Annotated in this window: 23 protein-coding genes; 9 read left to right on the top strand and 14 right to left on the bottom strand. The window is 46.1% G+C overall.

Annotated features, from left to right (window positions below; translation table 11 throughout):
• A partial coding sequence (locus ACTRXI_RS14145) for a hypothetical protein (RefSeq protein WP_474263585.1) occupies positions 1–206 on the top strand: 206 nt, incomplete at its 5' end.
• Between the two features lie 128 nt (positions 207–334).
• Here ACTRXI_RS14145 and perR read toward each other — a convergent pair.
• The 3 genes from perR to bcp all read right to left on the bottom strand — a co-directional run bounded on the left by perR (position 335) and on the right by bcp (position 1,704).
• A complete protein-coding gene (gene perR, locus ACTRXI_RS14140) occupies positions 335–772 on the bottom strand; it encodes a peroxide-responsive transcriptional repressor PerR (protein WP_322526179.1) in 438 nt (145 codons plus the stop codon).
• A 95-nt stretch (positions 773–867) separates the two neighbouring features.
• Positions 868–1,179 carry a cyclic-di-AMP receptor gene (locus ACTRXI_RS14135; protein ID WP_462864827.1) on the bottom strand — a complete coding sequence of 104 codons (312 nt, stop codon included), beginning with the start codon at positions 1,177–1,179 and terminating at the stop codon, positions 868–870.
• 15 nt (positions 1,180–1,194) lie between these two features.
• Complete coding sequence (bcp, locus tag ACTRXI_RS14130; protein WP_474263583.1) at positions 1,195–1,704, bottom strand: thioredoxin-dependent thiol peroxidase; 510 nt, start codon at positions 1,702–1,704, stop codon at positions 1,195–1,197.
• 109 nt (positions 1,705–1,813) lie between these two features.
• Here bcp and ACTRXI_RS14125 point away from each other — a divergent pair, with 109 nt between their 5' ends.
• Positions 1,814–3,115, top strand: a complete 1,302-nt coding sequence (locus ACTRXI_RS14125; protein ID WP_474263580.1) for a glutamate-1-semialdehyde 2,1-aminomutase — start codon at positions 1,814–1,816, stop codon at positions 3,113–3,115.
• Positions 3,116–3,144: 29 nt separating this feature from the next.
• Positions 3,145–4,221: an FUSC family protein gene (locus tag ACTRXI_RS14120; RefSeq protein ID WP_474263578.1), complete on the top strand. Its 1,077-nt coding sequence runs from the start codon at positions 3,145–3,147 to the stop codon at positions 4,219–4,221.
• A 37-nt stretch (positions 4,222–4,258) separates the two neighbouring features.
• On the opposite strand, the gene ACTRXI_RS14115 is transcribed toward ACTRXI_RS14120, so the two are convergent.
• The 3 genes from ACTRXI_RS14115 to ntdP are packed head-to-tail and all read right to left on the bottom strand — an operon-like array spanning position 4,259 to position 8,018.
• A complete protein-coding gene (locus tag ACTRXI_RS14115; RefSeq protein WP_474263577.1) occupies positions 4,259–5,629 on the bottom strand; it encodes a dipeptidase in 1,371 nt (456 codons plus the stop codon).
• 22 nt (positions 5,630–5,651) lie between these two features.
• Positions 5,652–7,394, bottom strand: a complete 1,743-nt coding sequence (locus ACTRXI_RS14110) for an ABC transporter ATP-binding protein (protein WP_474263576.1) — start codon at positions 7,392–7,394, stop codon at positions 5,652–5,654.
• A gap of 12 nt (positions 7,395–7,406) precedes the next feature.
• Positions 7,407–8,018, bottom strand: a complete 612-nt coding sequence (ntdP, locus tag ACTRXI_RS14105; protein ID WP_474263574.1) for a nucleoside tri-diphosphate phosphatase — start codon at positions 8,016–8,018, stop codon at positions 7,407–7,409.
• Positions 8,019–8,107: 89 nt separating this feature from the next.
• On the opposite strand from ntdP, the gene ACTRXI_RS14100 reads away from it, so the two are divergent.
• The gene (locus ACTRXI_RS14100) at positions 8,108–9,076 is read left to right on the top strand and encodes an NADPH:quinone reductase (RefSeq protein WP_474263572.1); all 969 of its coding nucleotides are present in this window, start codon (positions 8,108–8,110) and stop codon (positions 9,074–9,076) included.
• Between the two features lie 30 nt (positions 9,077–9,106).
• Here the strand turns inward: ACTRXI_RS14100 and ACTRXI_RS14095 are convergent, their stop codons facing one another.
• Genes ACTRXI_RS14095 through ACTRXI_RS14085 form a run of 3 tightly spaced genes read right to left on the bottom strand, consistent with a single transcriptional unit; the run spans position 9,107 to position 11,295 of the window.
• Complete coding sequence (locus ACTRXI_RS14095) at positions 9,107–9,862, bottom strand: SDR family NAD(P)-dependent oxidoreductase (protein ID WP_474263570.1); 756 nt, start codon at positions 9,860–9,862, stop codon at positions 9,107–9,109.
• A complete protein-coding gene (gene mutY / locus ACTRXI_RS14090) occupies positions 9,859–10,947 on the bottom strand; it encodes an A/G-specific adenine glycosylase (RefSeq protein ID WP_474263568.1) in 1,089 nt (362 codons plus the stop codon). Before mutY ends, ACTRXI_RS14095 begins: the two co-directional genes overlap by 4 nt.
• A 6-nt stretch (positions 10,948–10,953) precedes the next feature.
• A complete protein-coding gene (locus tag ACTRXI_RS14085; RefSeq protein ID WP_474263566.1) occupies positions 10,954–11,295 on the bottom strand; it encodes an MFS transporter in 342 nt (113 codons plus the stop codon).
• 122 nt (positions 11,296–11,417) lie between these two features.
• Here ACTRXI_RS14085 and ACTRXI_RS14080 point away from each other — a divergent pair, with 122 nt between their 5' ends.
• A complete protein-coding gene (locus tag ACTRXI_RS14080) occupies positions 11,418–12,416 on the top strand; it encodes a metal-dependent hydrolase (protein WP_474263564.1) in 999 nt (332 codons plus the stop codon).
• 40 nt (positions 12,417–12,456) lie between these two features.
• Here ACTRXI_RS14080 and ACTRXI_RS14075 read toward each other — a convergent pair whose 3' ends face one another.
• Genes ACTRXI_RS14075 through recX form a run of 3 tightly spaced genes read right to left on the bottom strand, consistent with a single transcriptional unit; the run spans position 12,457 to position 13,851 of the window.
• Positions 12,457–12,702, bottom strand: coding sequence for a YfhJ family protein (locus tag ACTRXI_RS14075; protein WP_474263562.1), 246 nt, complete (start codon positions 12,700–12,702; stop codon positions 12,457–12,459).
• Positions 12,703–12,722: 20 nt separating this feature from the next.
• Entirely contained in the window at positions 12,723–13,031 is a 309-nt protein-coding gene (locus tag ACTRXI_RS14070; protein ID WP_091616262.1) for a YfhH family protein, read from the bottom strand.
• Complete coding sequence (gene recX / locus ACTRXI_RS14065) at positions 12,997–13,851, bottom strand: recombination regulator RecX (RefSeq protein ID WP_474263560.1); 855 nt, start codon at positions 13,849–13,851, stop codon at positions 12,997–12,999. The genes ACTRXI_RS14070 and recX overlap by 35 nt, the downstream gene beginning before the upstream one ends.
• A gap of 120 nt (positions 13,852–13,971) precedes the next feature.
• On the opposite strand from recX, the gene ACTRXI_RS14060 reads away from it, so the two are divergent.
• From ACTRXI_RS14060 to ACTRXI_RS14045, 4 genes are all read left to right on the top strand, one after another.
• The gene (locus ACTRXI_RS14060) at positions 13,972–14,868 is read left to right on the top strand and encodes a TIGR01777 family oxidoreductase (protein WP_474263558.1); all 897 of its coding nucleotides are present in this window, start codon (positions 13,972–13,974) and stop codon (positions 14,866–14,868) included.
• 300 nt (positions 14,869–15,168) lie between these two features.
• Positions 15,169–15,687 carry a diaminobutyrate acetyltransferase gene (gene ectA / locus ACTRXI_RS14055; protein WP_322525965.1) on the top strand — a complete coding sequence of 173 codons (519 nt, stop codon included), beginning with the start codon at positions 15,169–15,171 and terminating at the stop codon, positions 15,685–15,687.
• Between the two features lie 88 nt (positions 15,688–15,775).
• A complete protein-coding gene (gene ectB / locus ACTRXI_RS14050; RefSeq protein WP_322525966.1) occupies positions 15,776–17,059 on the top strand; it encodes a diaminobutyrate--2-oxoglutarate transaminase in 1,284 nt (427 codons plus the stop codon).
• Positions 17,060–17,157: 98 nt separating this feature from the next.
• On the top strand, positions 17,158–17,547 hold the full coding sequence (locus ACTRXI_RS14045; RefSeq protein ID WP_022795050.1) for an ectoine synthase: 390 nt from the start codon (positions 17,158–17,160) through the stop codon (positions 17,545–17,547).
• A 45-nt stretch (positions 17,548–17,592) separates the two neighbouring features.
• Here the strand turns inward: ACTRXI_RS14045 and ACTRXI_RS14040 are convergent, their stop codons facing one another.
• Both ACTRXI_RS14040 and corA read right to left on the bottom strand, forming a co-directional pair.
• Complete coding sequence (locus tag ACTRXI_RS14040; protein ID WP_462864850.1) at positions 17,593–17,832, bottom strand: hypothetical protein; 240 nt, start codon at positions 17,830–17,832, stop codon at positions 17,593–17,595.
• A 24-nt stretch (positions 17,833–17,856) separates the two neighbouring features.
• Entirely contained in the window at positions 17,857–18,810 is a 954-nt protein-coding gene (corA, locus tag ACTRXI_RS14035; RefSeq protein WP_474263555.1) for a magnesium/cobalt transporter CorA, read from the bottom strand.
• Positions 18,811–18,852 lie beyond the last annotated feature (42 nt).

The following is an 18,852-nucleotide window of genomic DNA, read 5'->3' as shown; positions in this document are numbered from 1 at the left end:
TGCTGTGGCATCCGAAATGCCCTAAAAATGTGTTGCTTTTGATTGGGGCTCTGGCTTGTCTTTCCTTTTCAAAGAACGATCTGCCGCTAAACAGCGACTTTTATAATTTATCATTTTTGAATAATGAATGTCAACAACTTTTTGAAGAAGTTTTAATTCGTTATTCTCTTTTCTGTCAGCCGTTTTGGCGACAATTAGTAATATAACATCGGCCTATAAGACCGTCAACCACTTTTGCAAAATAATTTTAAATTAGTTTTTAAGAGAACTTCCTGTGTTCAAAAAGCATACAAAAGCCTTCATCCATTAAAAAGATGAAGGCTTTTAAAACAGCTTACTGTTTGCTCATCTTTGTACATTCCGGGCATGTTCCGTAAATCTCCAGCCGGTGATCTTCAATTTCAAAGCCCGTTACATGTTCAGCTAACGTTTCTACTTCATCCAGGCCCGGATAATGAAAGTCTACAATTTTCCCGCAATCATTACATATTACATGGTAATGATCTGAAGTCACGCAGTCGAATCTGCTTGAGGAGTCCCCGTAGGTTAATTCTTTCACTATACCAGCATCTTTAAAAACCCGAAGATTATTGTAGACTGTGGCTACACTCATGTTCGGAAAACGTTCTTCAAGAGATTTATAGATATCGTCAGCAGTAGGATGGCTCATTGAAGAGTGCAGAAACTCTAAAATAGCATGACGCTGCGGTGTCATCCGAACGTTCGTGCTTTTCAAGACACTTACTGCTTCCTGTAGGCTAGCGCTCGCCATCGTCATGCACCTCTCTTCCTGTAAAACGATTCTTTATTTGTAATTCTTATAATCTATTCTATCGGAACCCCCTGATCCTTGTCAATGAAAGGGGGTCAGCGATTCTCATCTGCTTGGGCTGATTGAAAAAAAGGAAGCATCGATACGTCTAAAAGAAAAGAAGTAAACCTGTTTGAATGTTCGGGCCGTTTTCCTCTGTGTTTTTCGTAAGCCAGGCATATATCCTTTAAATCTGTTTTCAGCTTCGGCACTTCTTCTTCATTCACGCCAAACATAAACGTCGTATTTCCTTTTTTCAAAAAACCGCCGCTGCTCGCAATCTCTGTCATACGGTAGCCTTTATCTTTCATTTCCATCTCTACCTGATCAGTATAAAAATTATCGATAATACAAAGAAGCAGTTTCATCTTTTCACCTGCCTGCTATTTTTTAGAAGATGACAAGAATTCATCAACATACCGGGATACTTCCGCGATATGGTCCTTTACCTTCACTTCGTCCCATACTTTCTGCACGATTCCTTCTGTATCAATAAAAAAGGTGGAACGCACAATTCCAAGGTATTCTTTACCGAAGTTTTTCTTCCATTTCCACACTCCAAAGGCGTTGGCTGCTTCCTGTTCTTCATCAGACAGGAGCGGGAAGGAAAGTTCATGCTTGGCGGTGAAATTTTCGTGTTTTTTCATTGAATCAGGGCTGACCCCAAGTACTTTAACGTTTTTATCATTCAATTCCGGGAGAGCATCCCTGAAATCGCAGGCTTCAGTTGTACATCCAGGCGTGTTATCCTTCGGGTAAAAATACAAAATCACGTTTTGTCCCTGGTAATCACTTAAACGAATATTTTCTCCAGTAGTAGCGGGAAGTTCAAAATCAGGAGCCTGTTTCCCTTCCAGATCTTTTGGATTTACACTGCTTTCTTCTGTACTCATGTCGATCACCTCAGCACTTGTTTTTATCTTATGATATCATGGTTTTTGCTTTTCTTCTCCATGATACAATAGATAAGAAATAGTTGATAGTAAGGAGAGTAAGGAAAATATGTCCTATGAAAAATCAGTCGAACTCTATAACGAAGCCTGCGACTTAATTGTAGGGGGAGTGAACAGCCCCTCCCGCTCTTTCAAAGGTGTCGGGGGCGGGACTCCTGTTTTTATGAAAGAAGGACGCGGCGCCTATTTGTTTGATGAGGATAACAACCGCTACATTGATTACCTCGGAGCCTATGGTCCTATTATTACCGGGCACGGCCATCCGCACATCGCTGAAGCTATCAATGAAGCTGCCCGTACAGGCACGCTGCTCGGCACTCCCACCAAATGGGAAAATATTTTTGCTAAAAAGCTGAAGGAAGCCGTTCCTTCTCTTGAGAAAGTAAGGTTCGTCAATTCGGGCACCGAAGCTGTAATGACCACTATCCGTGTAGCCAGAGCCTTTACCGGTAAACATAAGATTATTAAATTCGAAGGGTGCTACCACGGCCATTCCGACCTTGTGCTTGTCGCAGCCGGATCCGGCCCATCGACGCTCGGGTCCCCGGACTCTGCGGGCGTGACTCCCAATATTGCCGCAGAAGTCATCACCGTTCCATTTAACGACATTGAAAGCTTCCGCGAAGCCATTAAACGCTGGGGAGACGAGACGGCGGCGGTCCTTATCGAGCCTATCGTGGGAAATTTCGGTCTTGTCGAGCCGGAGCCCGGTTATCTTGAAGAGATCAAAAAACTCACACACGAATCGGACTCTCTTCTTATCTTTGATGAAGTCATTACTGCTTTTCGTTTCACCTACGGTGCTGCCCAAAACATGCTCCAGGTGGAACCGGATATGACCGCCATGGGGAAAATTATCGGAGGCGGTCTGCCGATCGGTGCTTACGGCGGCCGGGTTGATGTCATGGAGCAGGTCGCTCCCCTGGGTCCAGCCTATCAGGCAGGAACAATGTCCGGAAACCCTGCTTCTATGCGTGCCGGCATTGCCTGTCTTGAAGTATTGGAAAAAGACGGAGTGTATGACACGTTAGATCATCTGGGTGAACGCCTTGAAAAAGGTCTCCTCGATCAGGCTGAAAAATACAGCATTCCCGTTACGATCAATCGGTTAAAAGGAATGTTTACCATTTATTTCACAGACGAAACAGTAAAAGACTATAAAGGGGCCGAGCGTTCGAACTCAGAGAGGTTCAGCATCTTTTTTAAAGAAATGCTCGACCGGGGCGTGCACCTCGCTCCTTCAAAATACGAAGCCTGGTTTCTCACCACTGAACACAGTATAGGTGACATAGCAGAAACGCTGGAAGCTTCGGACCAGGCCTTCGCAGCCTTAAGCAGCTACATTCACTAAGTTCAATACAGAAAGGAATACAATCCGTTATGAAGCTGGGAGCCAGAATTTTCAAGACCGGTCTTGCGATCGTTCTCGCTATATACGCAGCATCTTGGATTGGATTGAACCCTCCTTTTTTCGCAGCTATCGCCGCTACTTTCGCTATTCAACCGTCCATATCCCGCACATTCCAGACAATGCTCGACCAGCTTCAGGCTAATATTATCGGAGCTGGCACAGCTATTGTTATGGTACTTGCCTTCGGACACGAGCCGGTAATTATCGGCGTCACGGTGATGATTATTATTGCAGGCATTTTAGGCTTGAAGCTGGATGCCTCCACCATTCCGATTGCTGTTGTGACAGTCATCATTATCATGGGAAGGCCCGGAGACGGCAATTTTATTTTATTTGCCTCAGAGCGGTTTGCTTTAATCATGCTCGGGATTCTTGCATCTTTTTTGGTCAACATGCTGTTTCTGCCGCCAAAGCATGAAACTAAGCTGTATCAGCAGATCCGGGACGTAACCCAGGATACTATTCAGTGGATCCGGCTGCTTGGAAGGCACGAAACTAACCGTCAGACGCTGCGGAAAGACCTTTCCTCTCTTAAAGACCAGACCGTTTCCATCGAAAACCTGTACCTTTTGTTTAAAGAGGAACGCGTGTATACAAAAAAAGCCCGGCTCACCAGGGACCGGCGTGTTGTTCTTTTTAAACAGATGATCGCTTCGATGAATAAAATCGTGACCATCCTGCGCACTCTTGATAAATTTGAAAACGATATGCAGCACACGCCTTCAGACATGCAGGAAGCCATACGCAATCAGCTTGATCATCTTATGGATTATCATGACAGAATTCTTCAGCGTTATGTAGGCAAGGTGACCACTCATCTTACCGAGGAGATGGCCGAAGAGGTCGATGAGGGCAGAGCGTCTTTGACAGATCAGCTCATGGAAATGTATGAGCAGCAAAACATTGACCGCTCGGAATGGCTTCACCTTCTTCCTATTGTTGCACATATCGTCGAGTATAATGAGCAGCTTGAACATCTCGACCGGCTTGTCGAGACCTATTTCCGCTATCATAGCAGTGAAGATTTCTTCGCTATTGAAAACTAAAAGGAGGACTCCCAGCACGGGCGCCCTCCTTTTTTATTTATAAGTTTTCACTGATCTCCATCAGGTATTCTACTAAAGCCTCAAGGCCTTTGTCGTAGTTTTCCAGATGAAAATGTTCATTCGGTGCATGGAAGTTTTCGGTTGGAAGACCGAACCCCATCAACGCTACCGGCACGTTTAACGTTTGGGAGAACGTTTCAATGACAGGCACAGATCCTCCCATTCGCGTATATGCTGCTGTTGTACCGTACGCTGTTTCAAGCGCCCTACCGGCTGCCTGGATGGCCGGGTGGTCAAACGGGGTAACAAATGGCCGGCCTTTATCAAACGGAGTCACCTCCACCTCTACGCCTTCCGAGGTCTTTTGCTGAACATGAGCTTTCAGCTTTTCGACAATCTCATCCGGGTCCTGGTCAGGCACGAGCCGGCACGTAATCTTAGCTGAAGCAGCAGAGGGCAGCACCGTTTTAATGCCTTCCCCCTGAAAGCCTCCGTGCATACCATTAATTTCAAGCGTCGGCCGGGCCCACGTTCTCTCCAGAAATGAAAACCCTTCTTCGCCGAACAGCTCCGGTACGTTTAATTCTTTCCTTGTATTTTCTTCGTCATACGAAAGCTCCGCATACGCCCGGCGTTCCTGCTCCGTAAGCGAAAGAACCCGGTCGTAAAAACCATCGACGGTAATACGGCCGCTTTCGTCATGCATGGATGCAAGTATGTCGGCCAGCGCATGAAGCGGATTTGCGACTCCGCCTCCGTACAGACCGGAGTGCAGGTCTCCTTTTGGCCCCCTCACATCAATTTGAATACCCGCCAGCCCCCGCAGCCCATAGCAGACTGTGGGACGGCCTTTTTCAAGCATCGGCGTATCGGAAACCAGCAGTACATCCCCCTGCAGCAGTTCACGGTGCTTTTCTACAAACTCATCCAGATTGGGACTGCCAACCTCTTCTTCTCCTTCAATACAGAACTTTACATTCACCGGAAGCTCTCCTTTGGTCTGCATGAAGGCTTCAATCGTTTTAAGATGCATAAACACCTGGCCTTTATCATCCGTGGCCCCACGGGCATAGATTTTTTCGTCCCGTATCTCCGGCTCAAACGGCGGTGTCTCCCACAGCTCAACCGGATCGGCCGGCTGCACGTCATAATGGCCATAAAATAGGACTGTAGGCTTCCCCGGGGCGTGCATCCAATCCCCGTACACGACCGGGTGACCGCCTGTTTCCATTACAGCCGTGTTTTCCAGACCGGCTGCCTTCATACTTTTCTCTACCCAGGAGGCCGCAGTCCCCATATCGGGCTTGTGGTTAGGGTCTGCGCTAATACTTGGTATCGATAAAAATTCTTGCAGCTGGTTTAAGTGGCTGCTTCGATGATATTTGAAATACTTTTTGACTTCTTCCATGGTTGCCCTCCCTGCTTTTCAATTACACATGCTGAACGTCAAACAGCCTCTGGTAAGAGCCTTCTGCCATCATTAACTGCTCGTGGCTGCCTGATTCCACTACACGTCCGTCTTCGATTACGACAATCCGGTCCGCATGGGTGATCGTTGAAAGCCTGTGCGCTACAATAAAAGTCGTTCTGTCACGTGCAAGCCGCTCCATCGCTTCCTGGATATAATGCTCACTTTCCAGGTCCAGCGCTGAAGTGGCTTCATCAAATACAAGTATTGATGGGTTTTTCAAAAACACACGGGCAATAGCAATCCGCTGCTTCTGTCCGCCGGAAAGCTTCACGCCCCGTTCTCCGACCGGGGTATCGTAGGCGAGCGGCAGTTCGTTAATAAAAACCTCTGCATTAGCCATACGAGCTGCCTGTATGACTTCCTCATCCGTAGCTTCCGGTTTTCCCATCCGGATATTTTCTTTCACCGATTCGCTGAATAAAATATTGTCCTGCAGAACCATGCCGATATGATCCCGGAGTGTGCGCACTTCATAGTCCCGCACGTCTTTTCCGTCAAGAAGCAGAGCACCGCCGCTTACATCATAAAACCGCGGAAGGAGACTGACGATCGTACTCTTACCGCCGCCGCTCATGCCAACCAGTGCGATAGTTTCCCCCGGTCTCACATGCAGATCAACATCTTTTAATACATCGTTAGTATCCTCTTCGTATTTAAACCATACGTGGTCAAACCTAATGTCGCCTTTGACGTGCTTCACCGGCACCGCTGTTTCTTTATCGGTAATATCGTATTTTTCATCAATAAATTCAAACACCCGGTCCATTGAAGCAATCGACTGCACGAGGGTGGTAGATGAATTCACCAGACGCCGCAACGGACTGTAAAGCCTCTCCATGTAAGAGGTGAACGCCACCATCTCCCCGACGGATAAATTTCCGTATAATACAGCCAGGCCGGCCGCCAGGATAACTACCAGCGGCGCTACATCTGTCACGGTATTAACGGCAGCAAATGTTTTAGCATTCCAGCGCGTGTGATCCACTGCCCGATCCAGGAACTGCCGGTTTCTCGTATCGAACTGTCCCTGCTCATGATTTTCGAGCGCAAAGCTCCGGATGACGCTCATTCCCTGCACCCGTTCATGCAGATGGCCCTGCACGTTTGCAAGAGCCTGCGACCTTGCTTTTGTTAAATCCCGCAGCCTTGAATAAAAATATTTGATGAAAAAGGCATAAATGGGCAAAAACAACATCGCCACCAGCGTTAATTCCACGTCCATCGTAAACATAATAATCAGTGCAATAATAATAGTCGCGAGATCAAGCCATATGTTCATCAGGCCGGTAATGACGAAGTCCTTGGTCAGCTCAACATCGTTGATCACCCGAGAAATGATTTCGCCCGCCTTGCGGTTGGAATAAAAACGCAGGCTCAGTTTCTGGATGTGGCTGAATAATTGATCACGGATATCATACAAAATTTTATTTCCCGTCCACTGGGCAAAGTACTGCCGGTAGTATTCAATCGGCGGACGAACGATAATAAAAAGCACAACCGCTCCGCCTGCCAGCCAGGCGAGCACTCGTGCTTTCTCAGCTGTTGCCATGCCATCGGCCAACAGCACATGGTCTATAATATAAGCAAGTATGAGCGGCGTTAAAAGCGGCAGACCGAATTTAAAAATGCCAATAATCACTGTCACCGCAATTATTTTATTGTACGGCCGCACAAACTGCATGTAGCGTTTAATACTGCCCATCTTTTTCACCTCTTATCGAAAAAACAAAAAACGCTCATACCACTGTTCGATAAATTGAGAGTTAAATGGGCCTTTTCTCTGGCAGATCCAATTCTGCAGTTCCCGAATACTCGTCTCCATCTTTTCATCTATCTGCGCAGGGTAATTCATTTCTTTTTTATGCTGGGCATACTCGTCCTCGTCCAGTAAATTGTAGGTCATGTCCGGAAAAACTTTAATATCCAGATCATAATCGATATATTTAAGAGCTTCACTATCATAGACAAACGGGGTGCCAAGATTACAATAATAATGCACCCCGTCCGACCGGATCATGCCGATAACGTTGAACCATTTTTCGGCATGAAAATAACAAATAGCAGGCTCTCTCGTTCTCCAGACTCTCCCGTCCGATTCGTGAACCAGAATACGATCGTTCCCGCCAATAACTTCTCTGCTTGTGCCTTTCAGTATTAATGTCTCTTCCCATACACGGTGGAGCGATCCGTTATGCTTATAACTCTGCACCTGGATAGGCTTACCTGTTTCCGGGAAGCTTGCGGCGATTTCGTTACGCTCGGCCAATGTGTCCCGCCTCCCTTCTTCTGCAATTTTTGCTGCCTTCTTTTTTCTATCACTTTCCATTATACATTTCTTCTGTCGATCTGAAAAACTGTTAGGATAAAAGGGCAGGCAAAAAACTATTATGTGCAAAACGAAAGGAGACGATTTTTTTGAAAGCAATCGTTTACCATGAACAGGGAACGCCGGATGTACTCACCATGGAAGAAGTGGATAAACCCGATATTCAGCCGGATGAAGTACTCATACAGGTGAAAGCGGTAGGCCTCAATCCCGTTGATACGTATTTTCGCTCCGGCAAACGCCCCGTTACTTCTTTCCCGGCTATTCCTCATTTTGATGCTGCCGGAATCGTCGAAAAAGTCGGCAGCAGTGCAGGAAATTTCCAGCCGGGGGACAGGGTATGGGGCACAAACATTCCAGGTGCCGCCGCCGAGTGGGCAGCCGCCCCGGCTTCAAACATTTTTCCCCTTCCAAAAGCTATGAGCTATACCGAAGGAGCTTCTCTTGGAATTCCCGCCCTTACTGCTCATATGGCCTTATTTTTCCGGGCAGCGCTTCAGCCTGAAGAAACCGTGCTTATTTACGGCGGGGCCGGGGCGGTCGGTCATGCCGCTATTCAGCTGGCCAAGCATCATAATGCCTTTGTCATCACTACAGCAAGCAGCACTGAAAAACACGAAGCCGCACGCCGCGCCGGTGCTGATGTCGTTTTGAACCTAAATGATGAAAGCTGGAAGGAGGATTTTGCTTCAGCTACAGGACAGCCCGGCGCTGATGTTATTCTTGATATGTCCTTCAGCGAAAATGCCGATACAGATTTGCAGATTCTCTCTCCCGGAGGACGAATCGTTGCGGTCGGCTCCCCGGTGAATACTATGCCGTCTTTTCCATGGCAGCTTTTAAACAAAAAATATGCTTCCATCCTCGGCATTTTGCTTTTCACAGCTCCTGTTCCGGCGCTGCAGGAAGCAGCTTCCGGAGTACAACAGGCTTATGAAAAAGGAGTCTTTTCCCCGCACGTAGCCCGTACCTACTCTATGAATGAAGCTGCCCAGGCTCACAAAGATTTGGAAAACAAGCGTTACTCCGGCAACCTCGTGCTTACTGTTTCTGAATAAACATAAAACCGGAGGCTGCTGCCTCCGGTTTTATATATTCATCCGGGACTGGCCGCCGTCAGCAGTAAGCGTTGTGCCAACAAGCCATCGTGCCTCCTTCGAAGCTAGAAACAACGCTGCGTCTGCCACTTCCTCCACATTACCGAATCTTCCGGCGGGGATATTCTGTTCCACAAACCGCTCCATCGCTTCTGGATTTTCATCTATCCGCTTTTGCCAATTACCGGTAGGATGCAGAATGGACCCCGGAGCAATTGAATTAACCCGCACCCCGTCCTGTATCCACTCGTTACCTGCTGCTTTTGTGAAGCTGATCAGCGCCGCTTTGGCGTTGTTATACGTAGCTTTTCCGCCAGCTTCCTTTCCAAAGATCGATGTGATATTAATAACTGCTCCGCCGCGTTCCTTCATCTGCTCATATGCCATTTTACTAAAGTGTACAGCCTGGAAGTAATTTGTTTCCATCGCCTGTGTAAACTCTTCCATAGAAGTATCCGCAATTTTTCCACCGCTGCTTCCCCCGGCATTGTTTACAAGTACGTCAATACCGCCAAACGCTTCGATAAACCGTTGAAAGGTTTTTTGCCTCTCTTTATCTACAGTGACATCGCAGACGTAGGTCTCAATGTCTCCTATCTCTTCTTTGGCAGCTTTTAGATATTCTTCAGAACGAGCCAGGATACCAACGTCGGCTCCCTGGCTGTAAAATGCCCGGGCAATGCCTTTTCCTATTCCTTTGGAACCGCCTGTAATCAATACTTTTTTCCCCTCAAAAGCTTTGCTCATTTTAACTCCATCCTTTCAACCAGCGTATTATATATTTTTTGGTGGGCCACGGGTAACGCGTAGTTCGATACGTCCTTCAGCGAAACCCACTTCCAATCCTCCGGCAGAGCGCTTTTTTCCGCCTGCCCCTCATATACGTGCACATTCCAGATCAAATGTGAAAATGTTTGTTCCACACGCTGTACAGGACGCTCAATTTCGGGGGTTATGAATGCATCTGCCTCAAGGTAAGCACCTATTTCTTTGGCACGCTCCGCTTCATTTTCCACTGCTGTGTTCGGAAATTCCCACAGTCTTGCCAGAAGACCTTTATCCGGACGCTGATGAATTAATAATTCCCCTTCATCGTTCCAAATAATCGCTGCTGCCATTTCCTGCTTTCTCGGGGCCTTTTTCTTTTCTTTTACCGGCAGTTCTTCCTGCACCCCTGCTGCTCTTGCTTTACAGTGTTCCTGCACTGGGCACAGCAGACATCCCGGCGAGGTGGGCGTACAAATAAGAGCACCAAGCTCCATCACTGCCTGATTAAAATCTGATGGCGAGGTAAGCGGCAGAATTTCGCCAAGCACTGCTTCAAAAGTACTTTTTGTGGACTGCTTGCCGATGTCTTCATACAAACACAGCAGCCTCGAAAACACGCGCATTACGTTCCCATCCACTGCCGGCTCCGGTTTATCAAAAGCAATACTAAGTACTGCTCCTGCTGTATAGGGACCGACGCCCTTTAACGACCGAAACTCTTTTTTTCCACTCGGAACCTCTCCACCGTATTCTTCAGCTACTTCCTTGACCGCCTGGTGCAGGTTCCTCGCCCGTGAATAATAACCGAGGCCTTCCCACTTCTTCATCACCTGATCTTCTTCAGCTTCTGCCAGAGCTTCAATAGTGGGAAAAGCTTCTAAAAAACGGTAGTAATATGGAATGACTGTATCGACTTTTGTCTGTTGAAGCATAATTTCTGAAATCCATATGTGATAAGGATCTGCGCTCCTTCGCCAGGGCAGGTCTCTTTTTTGATGCCGGTACCAGTCGACTAGATCCTGCTGAAACTGTTCCGGCGAAAAATTCTCCAATAGTGGATGCATAGCAATTCACTCTTTCTCTTTATGTTGGTTATCGTAAGGTCCTTTTTTCTCAAAACACCAGCAGTGGACTTTTTTTATTCCCCCGGGGACGAATTTATCAAGGCGGCCATATATTTCTTCATCTGTCTCTGTTCGTTTTGTTTTCAGAGCTTGGTACTGTTCGGATGTATTAACTGCAAACATTTCTACAAATAATGCTCCCTGATCCACAGACTCAAACCATTCATAATTGTTCAACTGCTCGTTGAGCATAGCTGAAGAAATTTCTTTCATTGCTTTTAAAAATTCAGTTCTTTTATCTTCTAAAATCCGGTATTCCATAAAAACGACGTATTTCTGCGGATTCATACAATTCTCCTTTTTGAAATAAACTGTTTAGGGTATCATGAAACTACGCTGGTACGGTCTGTGCTTGTATGATGCCACAGGCTTTTTTTGTTTCAGCATGCCATAAATTAAAGGTGGTGCCAATGGATACAGCAACTCACACTGTGATGGGGATCGGCCTGGGCGGTCTTGCCACCATTGATCCTTCTATTTCATCTGAAGGCGGAGCAATGGGTACAATCCTGATCGCAACAATTATAGGGTCACAGGCCCCTGATTTTGATACCGTATTAAAACTGAAAAATAACGCCGTCTATATCCGCTACCACCGCGGCCCGACACACTCCATACCCGCCGTTTTAATCTGGCCGGTGCTGTTGGCAGCTATTATATATATGTTTTCCCCGGACGTTGCTTTTTCACATTTATGGCTCTGGTCCTTTATCGCTGTCGCTCTTCACGTTTTTGTGGATATTTTTAATGCTTACGGCACCCAGGCGCTGTCCCCGTTTACGAAACGATGGATAGCGCTCGGCGTGATTAATATTTTTGATTCGGTAATCTTTTTCTCCCACCTCTTTGTATTTATTCTGTGGTGGTTCGATGTACCGATAGCAGCCTCAATGATTGTCTTATATATCTTTTTGCTTTTTTACTATTTATGGCGGTTCCAGGCCCGAAACATTGTTTTGCAAAGAGCCCGCCGCCTGCACCCGGATGCCACACATCTGTTTATTTCGCCGACTTACAACTGGTACCGATGGCACCTAGTTATCCGTACGCCGCACAAGTTATTCGTTACCAATTACCGGAATGGACGCCTCCGCTACTTTGAAACGTACCCATTCGAGCCAATTCCCGACGACCCTGTTATCAATGCGGCCAGAGACGACCGGAACCTTGCTTCTTTTCTATCCTTCTCCCCTACGTACCGCTGGATCGTCCGAAACACAGACGAGGGATATGAAGTGAAATTCATTGACCTGCGCTACCGCAGTAAAGGATACTATCCGTTTGTCGCGGTCGTTCAACTGAACGAGGAGCTGGAGATTATGACTTCCTATACCGGCTGGATTTTCAGTGATGAGACCCTTTACAAAAAACTCGACAAAGGCCGGGATTTTTCCTATTATACTCAATAATAAAGAGTACGGAGCCGCTCTCCGTACTCTTTACTTATATCTAATTAATACCAAAAAACTTTTCGTTTGTCGCTTCATAGCGGTGCAGGTGCGGTCCATACTGCCGGACCCATTTCTCCACAATCTGCCCGGTTACTTCTTCACCTTTGTACGAACGGCCCGCCTTCGCCTGAGTGGATTCAAAGTCTTCCCATAAAAAGTCCACCCATTCCCGGGCTTTTTCATCTGTTAACTGAGTGTTGACTGAAAGAAGAAGTTCCAATAAATAATTTTTCTGGTTTTCCATTCCGCTCGTGCCTCCATTCTTTATTTTTCGACCAACAGGGAGAACGGCAGTGCTTCGATCTGGCTTGAATTATTTCGGTAGCCCCAGGCGAACACGCCATTAATAAATTCTATTTCAAAAGTGGATCCTTCCTGAGCGATCCGGTAGGTTTTCCCCGGCTGATAGTCCGCTGGGTCAAGCATATACGTTTTCGCCATTGCGATTTTACGCTCATAAACCGCAAATTCATTTCCTCGTCCCATCTGTTCCGCTTTTTTGGATTTTTCGTTTAAGTTTGCTATTTCCTGTTCAAGCTCATACCTGCTCATCTGGCTGTATCTTTTTTCCATTCCCATGTTCGGACTCCTCTCTCTTTTCATCTAAAAACCGCTGAATATGCTCCATCGGGAATTGTTTCCGGTACAGGTATTCTTTAATTTTCTGTTCAAGCTGGCGGCCTTCAAGCCTGCCTTCCCATTTTCGGTAAATTTTTTCTCCCTGCACGAGCACCGAATTCCACTCATCTTCCTCTGAAGGAGCAAAATCCGCTTCTTTTACAGCGGCTGAAGCTGTTTCATGATCATATCCTTTTCGGAGCAGCATTTGCAACAAACGCTGTTTCACCGCACCGCCCGATTCGCCTTTTTTCTGACGCCCTTTTTTCTCCGCTGCGGTCACAGCCCGGTCGAGAGCCAGTTCATCAGTCAGCGTCTTCATCGCCTCGGAAACGTAAGTCTCCGCCACGCCCTTTTTCTCCAGGTCCATTCTAATGACCTTCGGCCCTTTATCGGTCGTATTAATTTTTGTGCGCACGAACGCTTTGGCAAATTCCCGGTCATTTAAAAATTTATATTCCTTCGCTTTGTCGACCGCCTTCGATGCAGAAGCCTCTGTGAACTCTTTTTCTATTAAATGATCATATACTTCTTTTTCCGTCCGCATCACACTCGATAAGTAATGCAGCGCCCGGTTCCAGGCCTTACGTTCATGATCGTCCTCAATCAGAAGCTCAAGTTCTTTTTCCGTCAGTTCTTTTCCCTTTTTGAGATCCCACTGCACCAAAACGGCTTCATCCACACCGGTCGTGAATGCTTCCCGGCCTGTCTGATCGGTAAAAATGCTGTATCGCTCGGGGTTATTTTTCTGCACTTCAATTTTTGTAATTTTCACAAAGGCCCTCTCCTTTTGCATAGTGGAAAATGATTATGACAATCTGCTTTTGGGTAAAGTTGAATAGCTTCAAAAGTGACGTTTTTACATCACCTTAAGTAGTGAAAGGAGAAATACACATTGAATATTGCTATTGCAGGAGGAAGCGGATATGTAGGCTCCGCCCTCACAGGCTACCTCGAACAGATGGGCCACCATATTTATATTTTAACAAGAAACAGTAAAAATAAAAAAAATAGCGAAAGCATCACCTTTGTTGAATGGATGAATCCCGGCAGCAAACCCGAATATGAGTTGCCGCCGGTAGATGCTTTCATAAACCTCGCCGGCGCATCGCTTGCCCAGCGCTGGACGGAACAAAACAAAGAAGATATTTTAAACAGCCGTATCGATTCTACAAGAGAAGTTATCCGTATTTTTAAGGCGAGCAGCCATAAACCTGAAGTTCTCATCAGCGCTTCAGCCGTGGCTTATTACGGAATTTCCGATGAAGAGGAATTTACTGAGGAATCCCCTAAAGGAGAAACAAACTTTTTACAGGAAGTCGCTCTTCGCTGGGAAAACGAAGCTGCAAAAGCAGAAGAACTCGGCATACGTGTCGTACACGCAAGATTCGGCCTCGTGCTGCAGGAGTTTATCCCGCCACTCGTCTCTGTATACAAAATGTTTGGCGGCGGCACTTTTGGAAGCGGAATACAGTGGTTTTCCTGGATTCATTTAAGAGACGCTGTCGAAATGCTTCTTTTTGCAGCCACCACCAAAGAAATTAAAGGTGCACTGAACATTACCGCGCCTGAACCTGCGCAGATGGAAACTCTGGGACGCGAGATAGCTAAAGTAACTGGACGTCCGCACTGGCTTTCTGTGCCGTCATTTATTATCGAGAAGATGCTCGGCGAAATGAGTGTAATGATTCTTGGAGGCCAAAAGGTCCTCCCCCAAAAATCCATGGATCATGGCTTCCACTTTCATTTCCCAAGCCTGCAGCCTGCGCTGATCAATATTTTAAAAGAGTAACTACACGCCGTCCGGGGCTTTTCGGACGGCTTTTCTTATCAAAGGCGGAGGAATTGTCCTTCTGCGCAAGTATTACTTATCGTTTTCGCTGTTCAGGTTACATAACACTCTATAAGTAGTAATAATACTCATAAATGCCTGATAGGCAAGTTTGAAAATTTTCATAATTAGCGTTAAGATTTGATTTATGAGTGTGGCAGATCTTATTACATTTTAAAACAACACAATATTACGTTTGTTTTTTCTATAAAGAGGTATAGTACAGGTAGCCCTCTATTACTTTTAAAAGGTGGTAAGAAAATGGAAACGAAAATGACTGGAACGAACGGTTCCGTCGATTCAATCGTTTTTGACAAACCAACCGTGGAAGACGGGGCAGACATGTGGGAACTTGTCAAAAACTCCACATTGGATTTAAATTCTTCATATAAATATATCATGATGTGTGAATTTTTTGCCGAAACATGTGTTGTCGCTAAAGAAAACGATGAATTAGTGGGCTTCGTAACGGCCTTTATTCCACCTGAAAAACAGGATACCGTATTCGTCTGGCAGGTGGGCGTGGATACTTCCCAACGGGGAAAAGGTCTTGCTTCACGTTTGCTGGATGCTCTTCTGGAACGGGATGTATGTGAAGAAGTGCTGTATTTAGAAGCTACCATCACCCCTTCCAATGAAGCTTCGCAGGCGCTGTTTAAAAAGCTTGCCAAGAAACGGGAGACTGAAGTGACAGTTTCTGAATGCTTTACGGAAGACCTTTTTCCGGATGATGAACATGAAGAAGAGTTGACATTTCGAGTAGGACCCTTTACAAAATAAGTAGTGAACATGACATGCAAAGCGCATGTCATGTGTTATGTAAAAACTGAATTTTTCGATAACATTCCCAAGGAGGATACTTACTTTTATGATGAAAAATGATCTTAGCGTTTTTAACGAATACGAATCGGAAGTGCGCAGCTATGTCAGAGGATTTCCTACTGTGTTCCACCAGGCAAAAGGGTACAAGCTCTGGGATTTGGATGGAAAAGAATATGTTGACTTCTTTTCCGGCGCAGGCGCACTGAACTATGGACACAATGATGACAACATGAAAGAAAAACTGCTTGCCTATATTCAGGAAGACGGCGTTACTCACTCTCTTGATATGGCTACTAAAGCAAAGGGCGAATTTATCGATGCTTTCCAGAATATTATTCTGAAGCCGCGTAACATGGATTATAAAATCATGTTCCCCGGGCCAACTGGCGCAAACAGTGTAGAAAGCGCACTGAAGCTCGCCCGTAAAGTGACTGGGCGCACAAATGTTGTCAGCTTCACCAACGGCTTCCACGGTATGACTATTGGCGCTTTGAGCGTTACAGGCAACAAATTCAAACGTGGCGGGGCCGGCATGCCTTTATCCAATACGTCAATCCTGCCGTATGATAAATTCTTAAAAGAAAGCGATAATTCCGTTGAATATATCGAGAACTTCCTTGATAACGGAGGCAGCGGCCTCGATAAGCCGGCAGCGTTTATCGTAGAGACCGTTCAGGGCGAAGGCGGCTTAAATGCTGCAAGCAGCGAATGGCTTCAGTCGATTGAAAAAATCTGCCGGGAGCGCGACATTAAGCTTATCCTTGACGATGTCCAGGCAGGCGTCGGCCGTACCGGTACCTTCTTCAGCTTTGAACCAGCCGGTATTAAGCCAGACTTTATATGCCTTTCCAAGTCGATTGGCGGCAACGGCTCACCGCTTGCCATCACTTTAGTCGCGCCGGAGTATGACAAATTCGCTCCCGGCGAGCACAACGGTACCTTCCGCGGAAACAACTTTGCTTTTGTAACAGGTACTGAAGCTTTGAATTACTGGAAGGATGACCGTTTGGAAAAGAACGTCCAGGAAAAATCCGAGCGTATTGCTTCGTTTCTGGATGACATGATCAAAAAGCACCCTGAAATGAAAGGTGTCCGCAAAGGACGCGGCTTCATGCAGGGAATTATGAGTCCTATCGAAGATCTGTCCGATAACATCGCCGGCAGGTGCTTTGAACACGGTCTGATCATGGAAACAGCCGGTGCAGACGATGAAGTATTTAAACTATTCCCGCCAATTACCATCGACGACGAAGGACTTGAACGCGGACTGTCGATTCTTCAGAAGGCAATTGAGGAAGTTACCGCAGAAAGCAACCTTGTCGCCAACTAACCTGATTAATTGGATAAAAAGAAGCCGATCGATCGGCACCCCGACGGTCGGCCTTTTTATGATATAAAACCTTAACTGACAAGATGGAGGAATAGACAATGAAAGTAATTAAGCTCGAAGATTTACTCGGTACTGAACGTGAAGTGGATGACGGTAACTGGGTCAGCCGCCGTTTCATTATGAAAGATGATAATATGGGCTACTCGGTAAATGATACAATTATCCGTGCCGGTACTGAAACTCACATCTGGTACCAAAACCATCTCGAAACCGTCTACTGCATTGAAGGAGATGGAGAAATTGAAACATTAAGCGACAATAAAGTATATCAGCTCGAGCCTGGTGTATTGTATGCGCTCGATAAAAACGACGAGCACATGCTTCGCGGAGGCAGTAAAGATATGCGCATGGTTTGTGTATTCAACCCACCGCTTAGCGGCCGTGAAGTTCATGATGAAAACGGAGTATATCCAGCAGATCTTGACTAATATCAAAAAATCCCCTGATGCCAAAAGCATCAGGGGATTTGCTTATTAATGCAGAAGATAATGACGAAACGTCAGCGTCTGGGCGTCAACACCCAGCTTTTCAATGAAAAGCTTCACATCGTGCAGAGAATCTGCAGGATATTGGAATTTACATATCTCCGGGGATTGTTCTTCAATATCTTTTGTCGCAAAACAAAAGGTTGATTGATCTTTATCGTAGTAAACGATCAAATCTTCTTCGTGCATTGGATGCTTAAACTGTGCTTTATATAACCGGTAGGACAATCCGAACGCCCCCTTTCTACTCTTCTATTTAAAAATCTTAAACCATCCATTTCGTTTAAACAAGCCCAGCAGCACTACTGCTATTAAGAGCATAACCCCAAGCGCTATGAAATATCCGTATCTATATTCAAGCTCCGGCATATACACGAAGTTCATACCATAAAGCCCTGCAATAAATGTCAGCGGAATAAAGATTGTTGATACAATCGTGAGCGTCATCATAATCGCATTCATTCTGTTTGATGCCATCGTCTGAAAGTTGTCTCTCATGTCTGAGGTCATTGCCCGGTTGGATTCGATCATTTCGGTGACCTTTAGAAGATGGTCATAAATATCCCGGTAATATTCCCGCTGCTGGGTAATCAAGTGCAGACGCTCCACAAATAACACCCGGTACACCAGGTCTCTCATAGGAACAATGGTTCGACGGAGCCTGAGCAGATCGGACCGTAAGTCAAATACTTCTTCTATCAGCTTACCATAGGTCAGCTCTGCGTTGCTTTCCTCGATCTCATTCAGCCGGTCTTCGATTTGATCCAGGACCGGAAAGTATTCATCCGTCATTTTATCAATAATGTGATAGCTGATATCATCCGGATTCAGCGCGGCTCCTTCAGCCTGCAGCTTTTTCCAGGAATGATTAACCGCCGAAGACGGAGCTTCATGATATGTAACGACAAAATTGGGTCCAAGAAACATACAGATTTCCTCAGCCCCAAGCGTTTCCTTATCAAGTGCATGAAGGACGAAAAAGCTGTAGCCATCATAGGAATCATGCTTTGGACGCTGACGCTCCATGTAGCAGTCCTCAATGGCCAGTGGATGAAAATGAAACACTGAGTCCAGCGTGTTTGTTTCCTCAGCGGTGGGAGAGGAATAATCAATCCAGTACCATTTCCATTCGTATTTTTTAAATTCATCCAATGTAATATTGTTTATTGTGTTTCCTTCTGCATCAATACCGGCACAGGAAATCATTGCCGCCCCTCCCTTCCTTTGAACAGCAGTTGCCCGCTGTAG

It is taken from the genome of Marinococcus sp. LNHM4E3-1 (assembly GCF_056034405.1).
The sequence above is the reverse complement of the archived record's forward strand: the minus strand, read 5'-3'. Positions and strand labels throughout refer to the sequence as shown.

Bases quoted from the DNA above. Each gene is read 5' to 3' on its own strand.
- perR (WP_322526179.1), bottom strand. From the start codon at position 772: ATGGCGAGCGCTAGCCTACAGGAAGCAGTAAGTGTCTTGAAAAGCACG.
- ACTRXI_RS14135 (WP_462864827.1), bottom strand. From the start codon at position 1,179: ATGAAACTGCTTCTTTGTATTATCGATAATTTTTATACTGATCAGGTA.
- bcp (WP_474263583.1), bottom strand. From the start codon at position 1,704: ATGAGTACAGAAGAAAGCAGTGTAAATCCAAAAGATCTGGAAGGGAAA.
- ACTRXI_RS14125 (WP_474263580.1), top strand. From the start codon at position 1,814: ATGTCCTATGAAAAATCAGTCGAACTCTATAACGAAGCCTGCGACTTA.
- ACTRXI_RS14120 (WP_474263578.1), top strand. From the start codon at position 3,145: ATGAAGCTGGGAGCCAGAATTTTCAAGACCGGTCTTGCGATCGTTCTC.
- ACTRXI_RS14115 (WP_474263577.1), bottom strand. From the start codon at position 5,629: ATGGAAGAAGTCAAAAAGTATTTCAAATATCATCGAAGCAGCCACTTA.
- ACTRXI_RS14110 (WP_474263576.1), bottom strand. From the start codon at position 7,394: ATGGGCAGTATTAAACGCTACATGCAGTTTGTGCGGCCGTACAATAAA.
- ntdP (WP_474263574.1), bottom strand. From the start codon at position 8,018: ATGGAAAGTGATAGAAAAAAGAAGGCAGCAAAAATTGCAGAAGAAGGG.
- ACTRXI_RS14095 (WP_474263570.1), bottom strand. From the start codon at position 9,862: ATGAGCAAAGCTTTTGAGGGGAAAAAAGTATTGATTACAGGCGGTTCC.
- mutY (WP_474263568.1), bottom strand. From the start codon at position 10,947: ATGCATCCACTATTGGAGAATTTTTCGCCGGAACAGTTTCAGCAGGAT.
- ACTRXI_RS14085 (WP_474263566.1), bottom strand. From the start codon at position 11,295: ATGAATCCGCAGAAATACGTCGTTTTTATGGAATACCGGATTTTAGAA.
- ACTRXI_RS14080 (WP_474263564.1), top strand. From the start codon at position 11,418: ATGGATACAGCAACTCACACTGTGATGGGGATCGGCCTGGGCGGTCTT.
- ACTRXI_RS14075 (WP_474263562.1), bottom strand. From the start codon at position 12,702: ATGGAAAACCAGAAAAATTATTTATTGGAACTTCTTCTTTCAGTCAAC.
- ACTRXI_RS14070 (WP_091616262.1), bottom strand. From the start codon at position 13,031: ATGGAAAAAAGATACAGCCAGATGAGCAGGTATGAGCTTGAACAGGAA.
- ectA (WP_322525965.1), top strand. From the start codon at position 15,169: ATGGAAACGAAAATGACTGGAACGAACGGTTCCGTCGATTCAATCGTT.
- ectB (WP_322525966.1), top strand. From the start codon at position 15,776: ATGATGAAAAATGATCTTAGCGTTTTTAACGAATACGAATCGGAAGTG.
- ACTRXI_RS14045 (WP_022795050.1), top strand. From the start codon at position 17,158: ATGAAAGTAATTAAGCTCGAAGATTTACTCGGTACTGAACGTGAAGTG.
- corA (WP_474263555.1), bottom strand. From the start codon at position 18,810: ATGATTTCCTGTGCCGGTATTGATGCAGAAGGAAACACAATAAACAAT.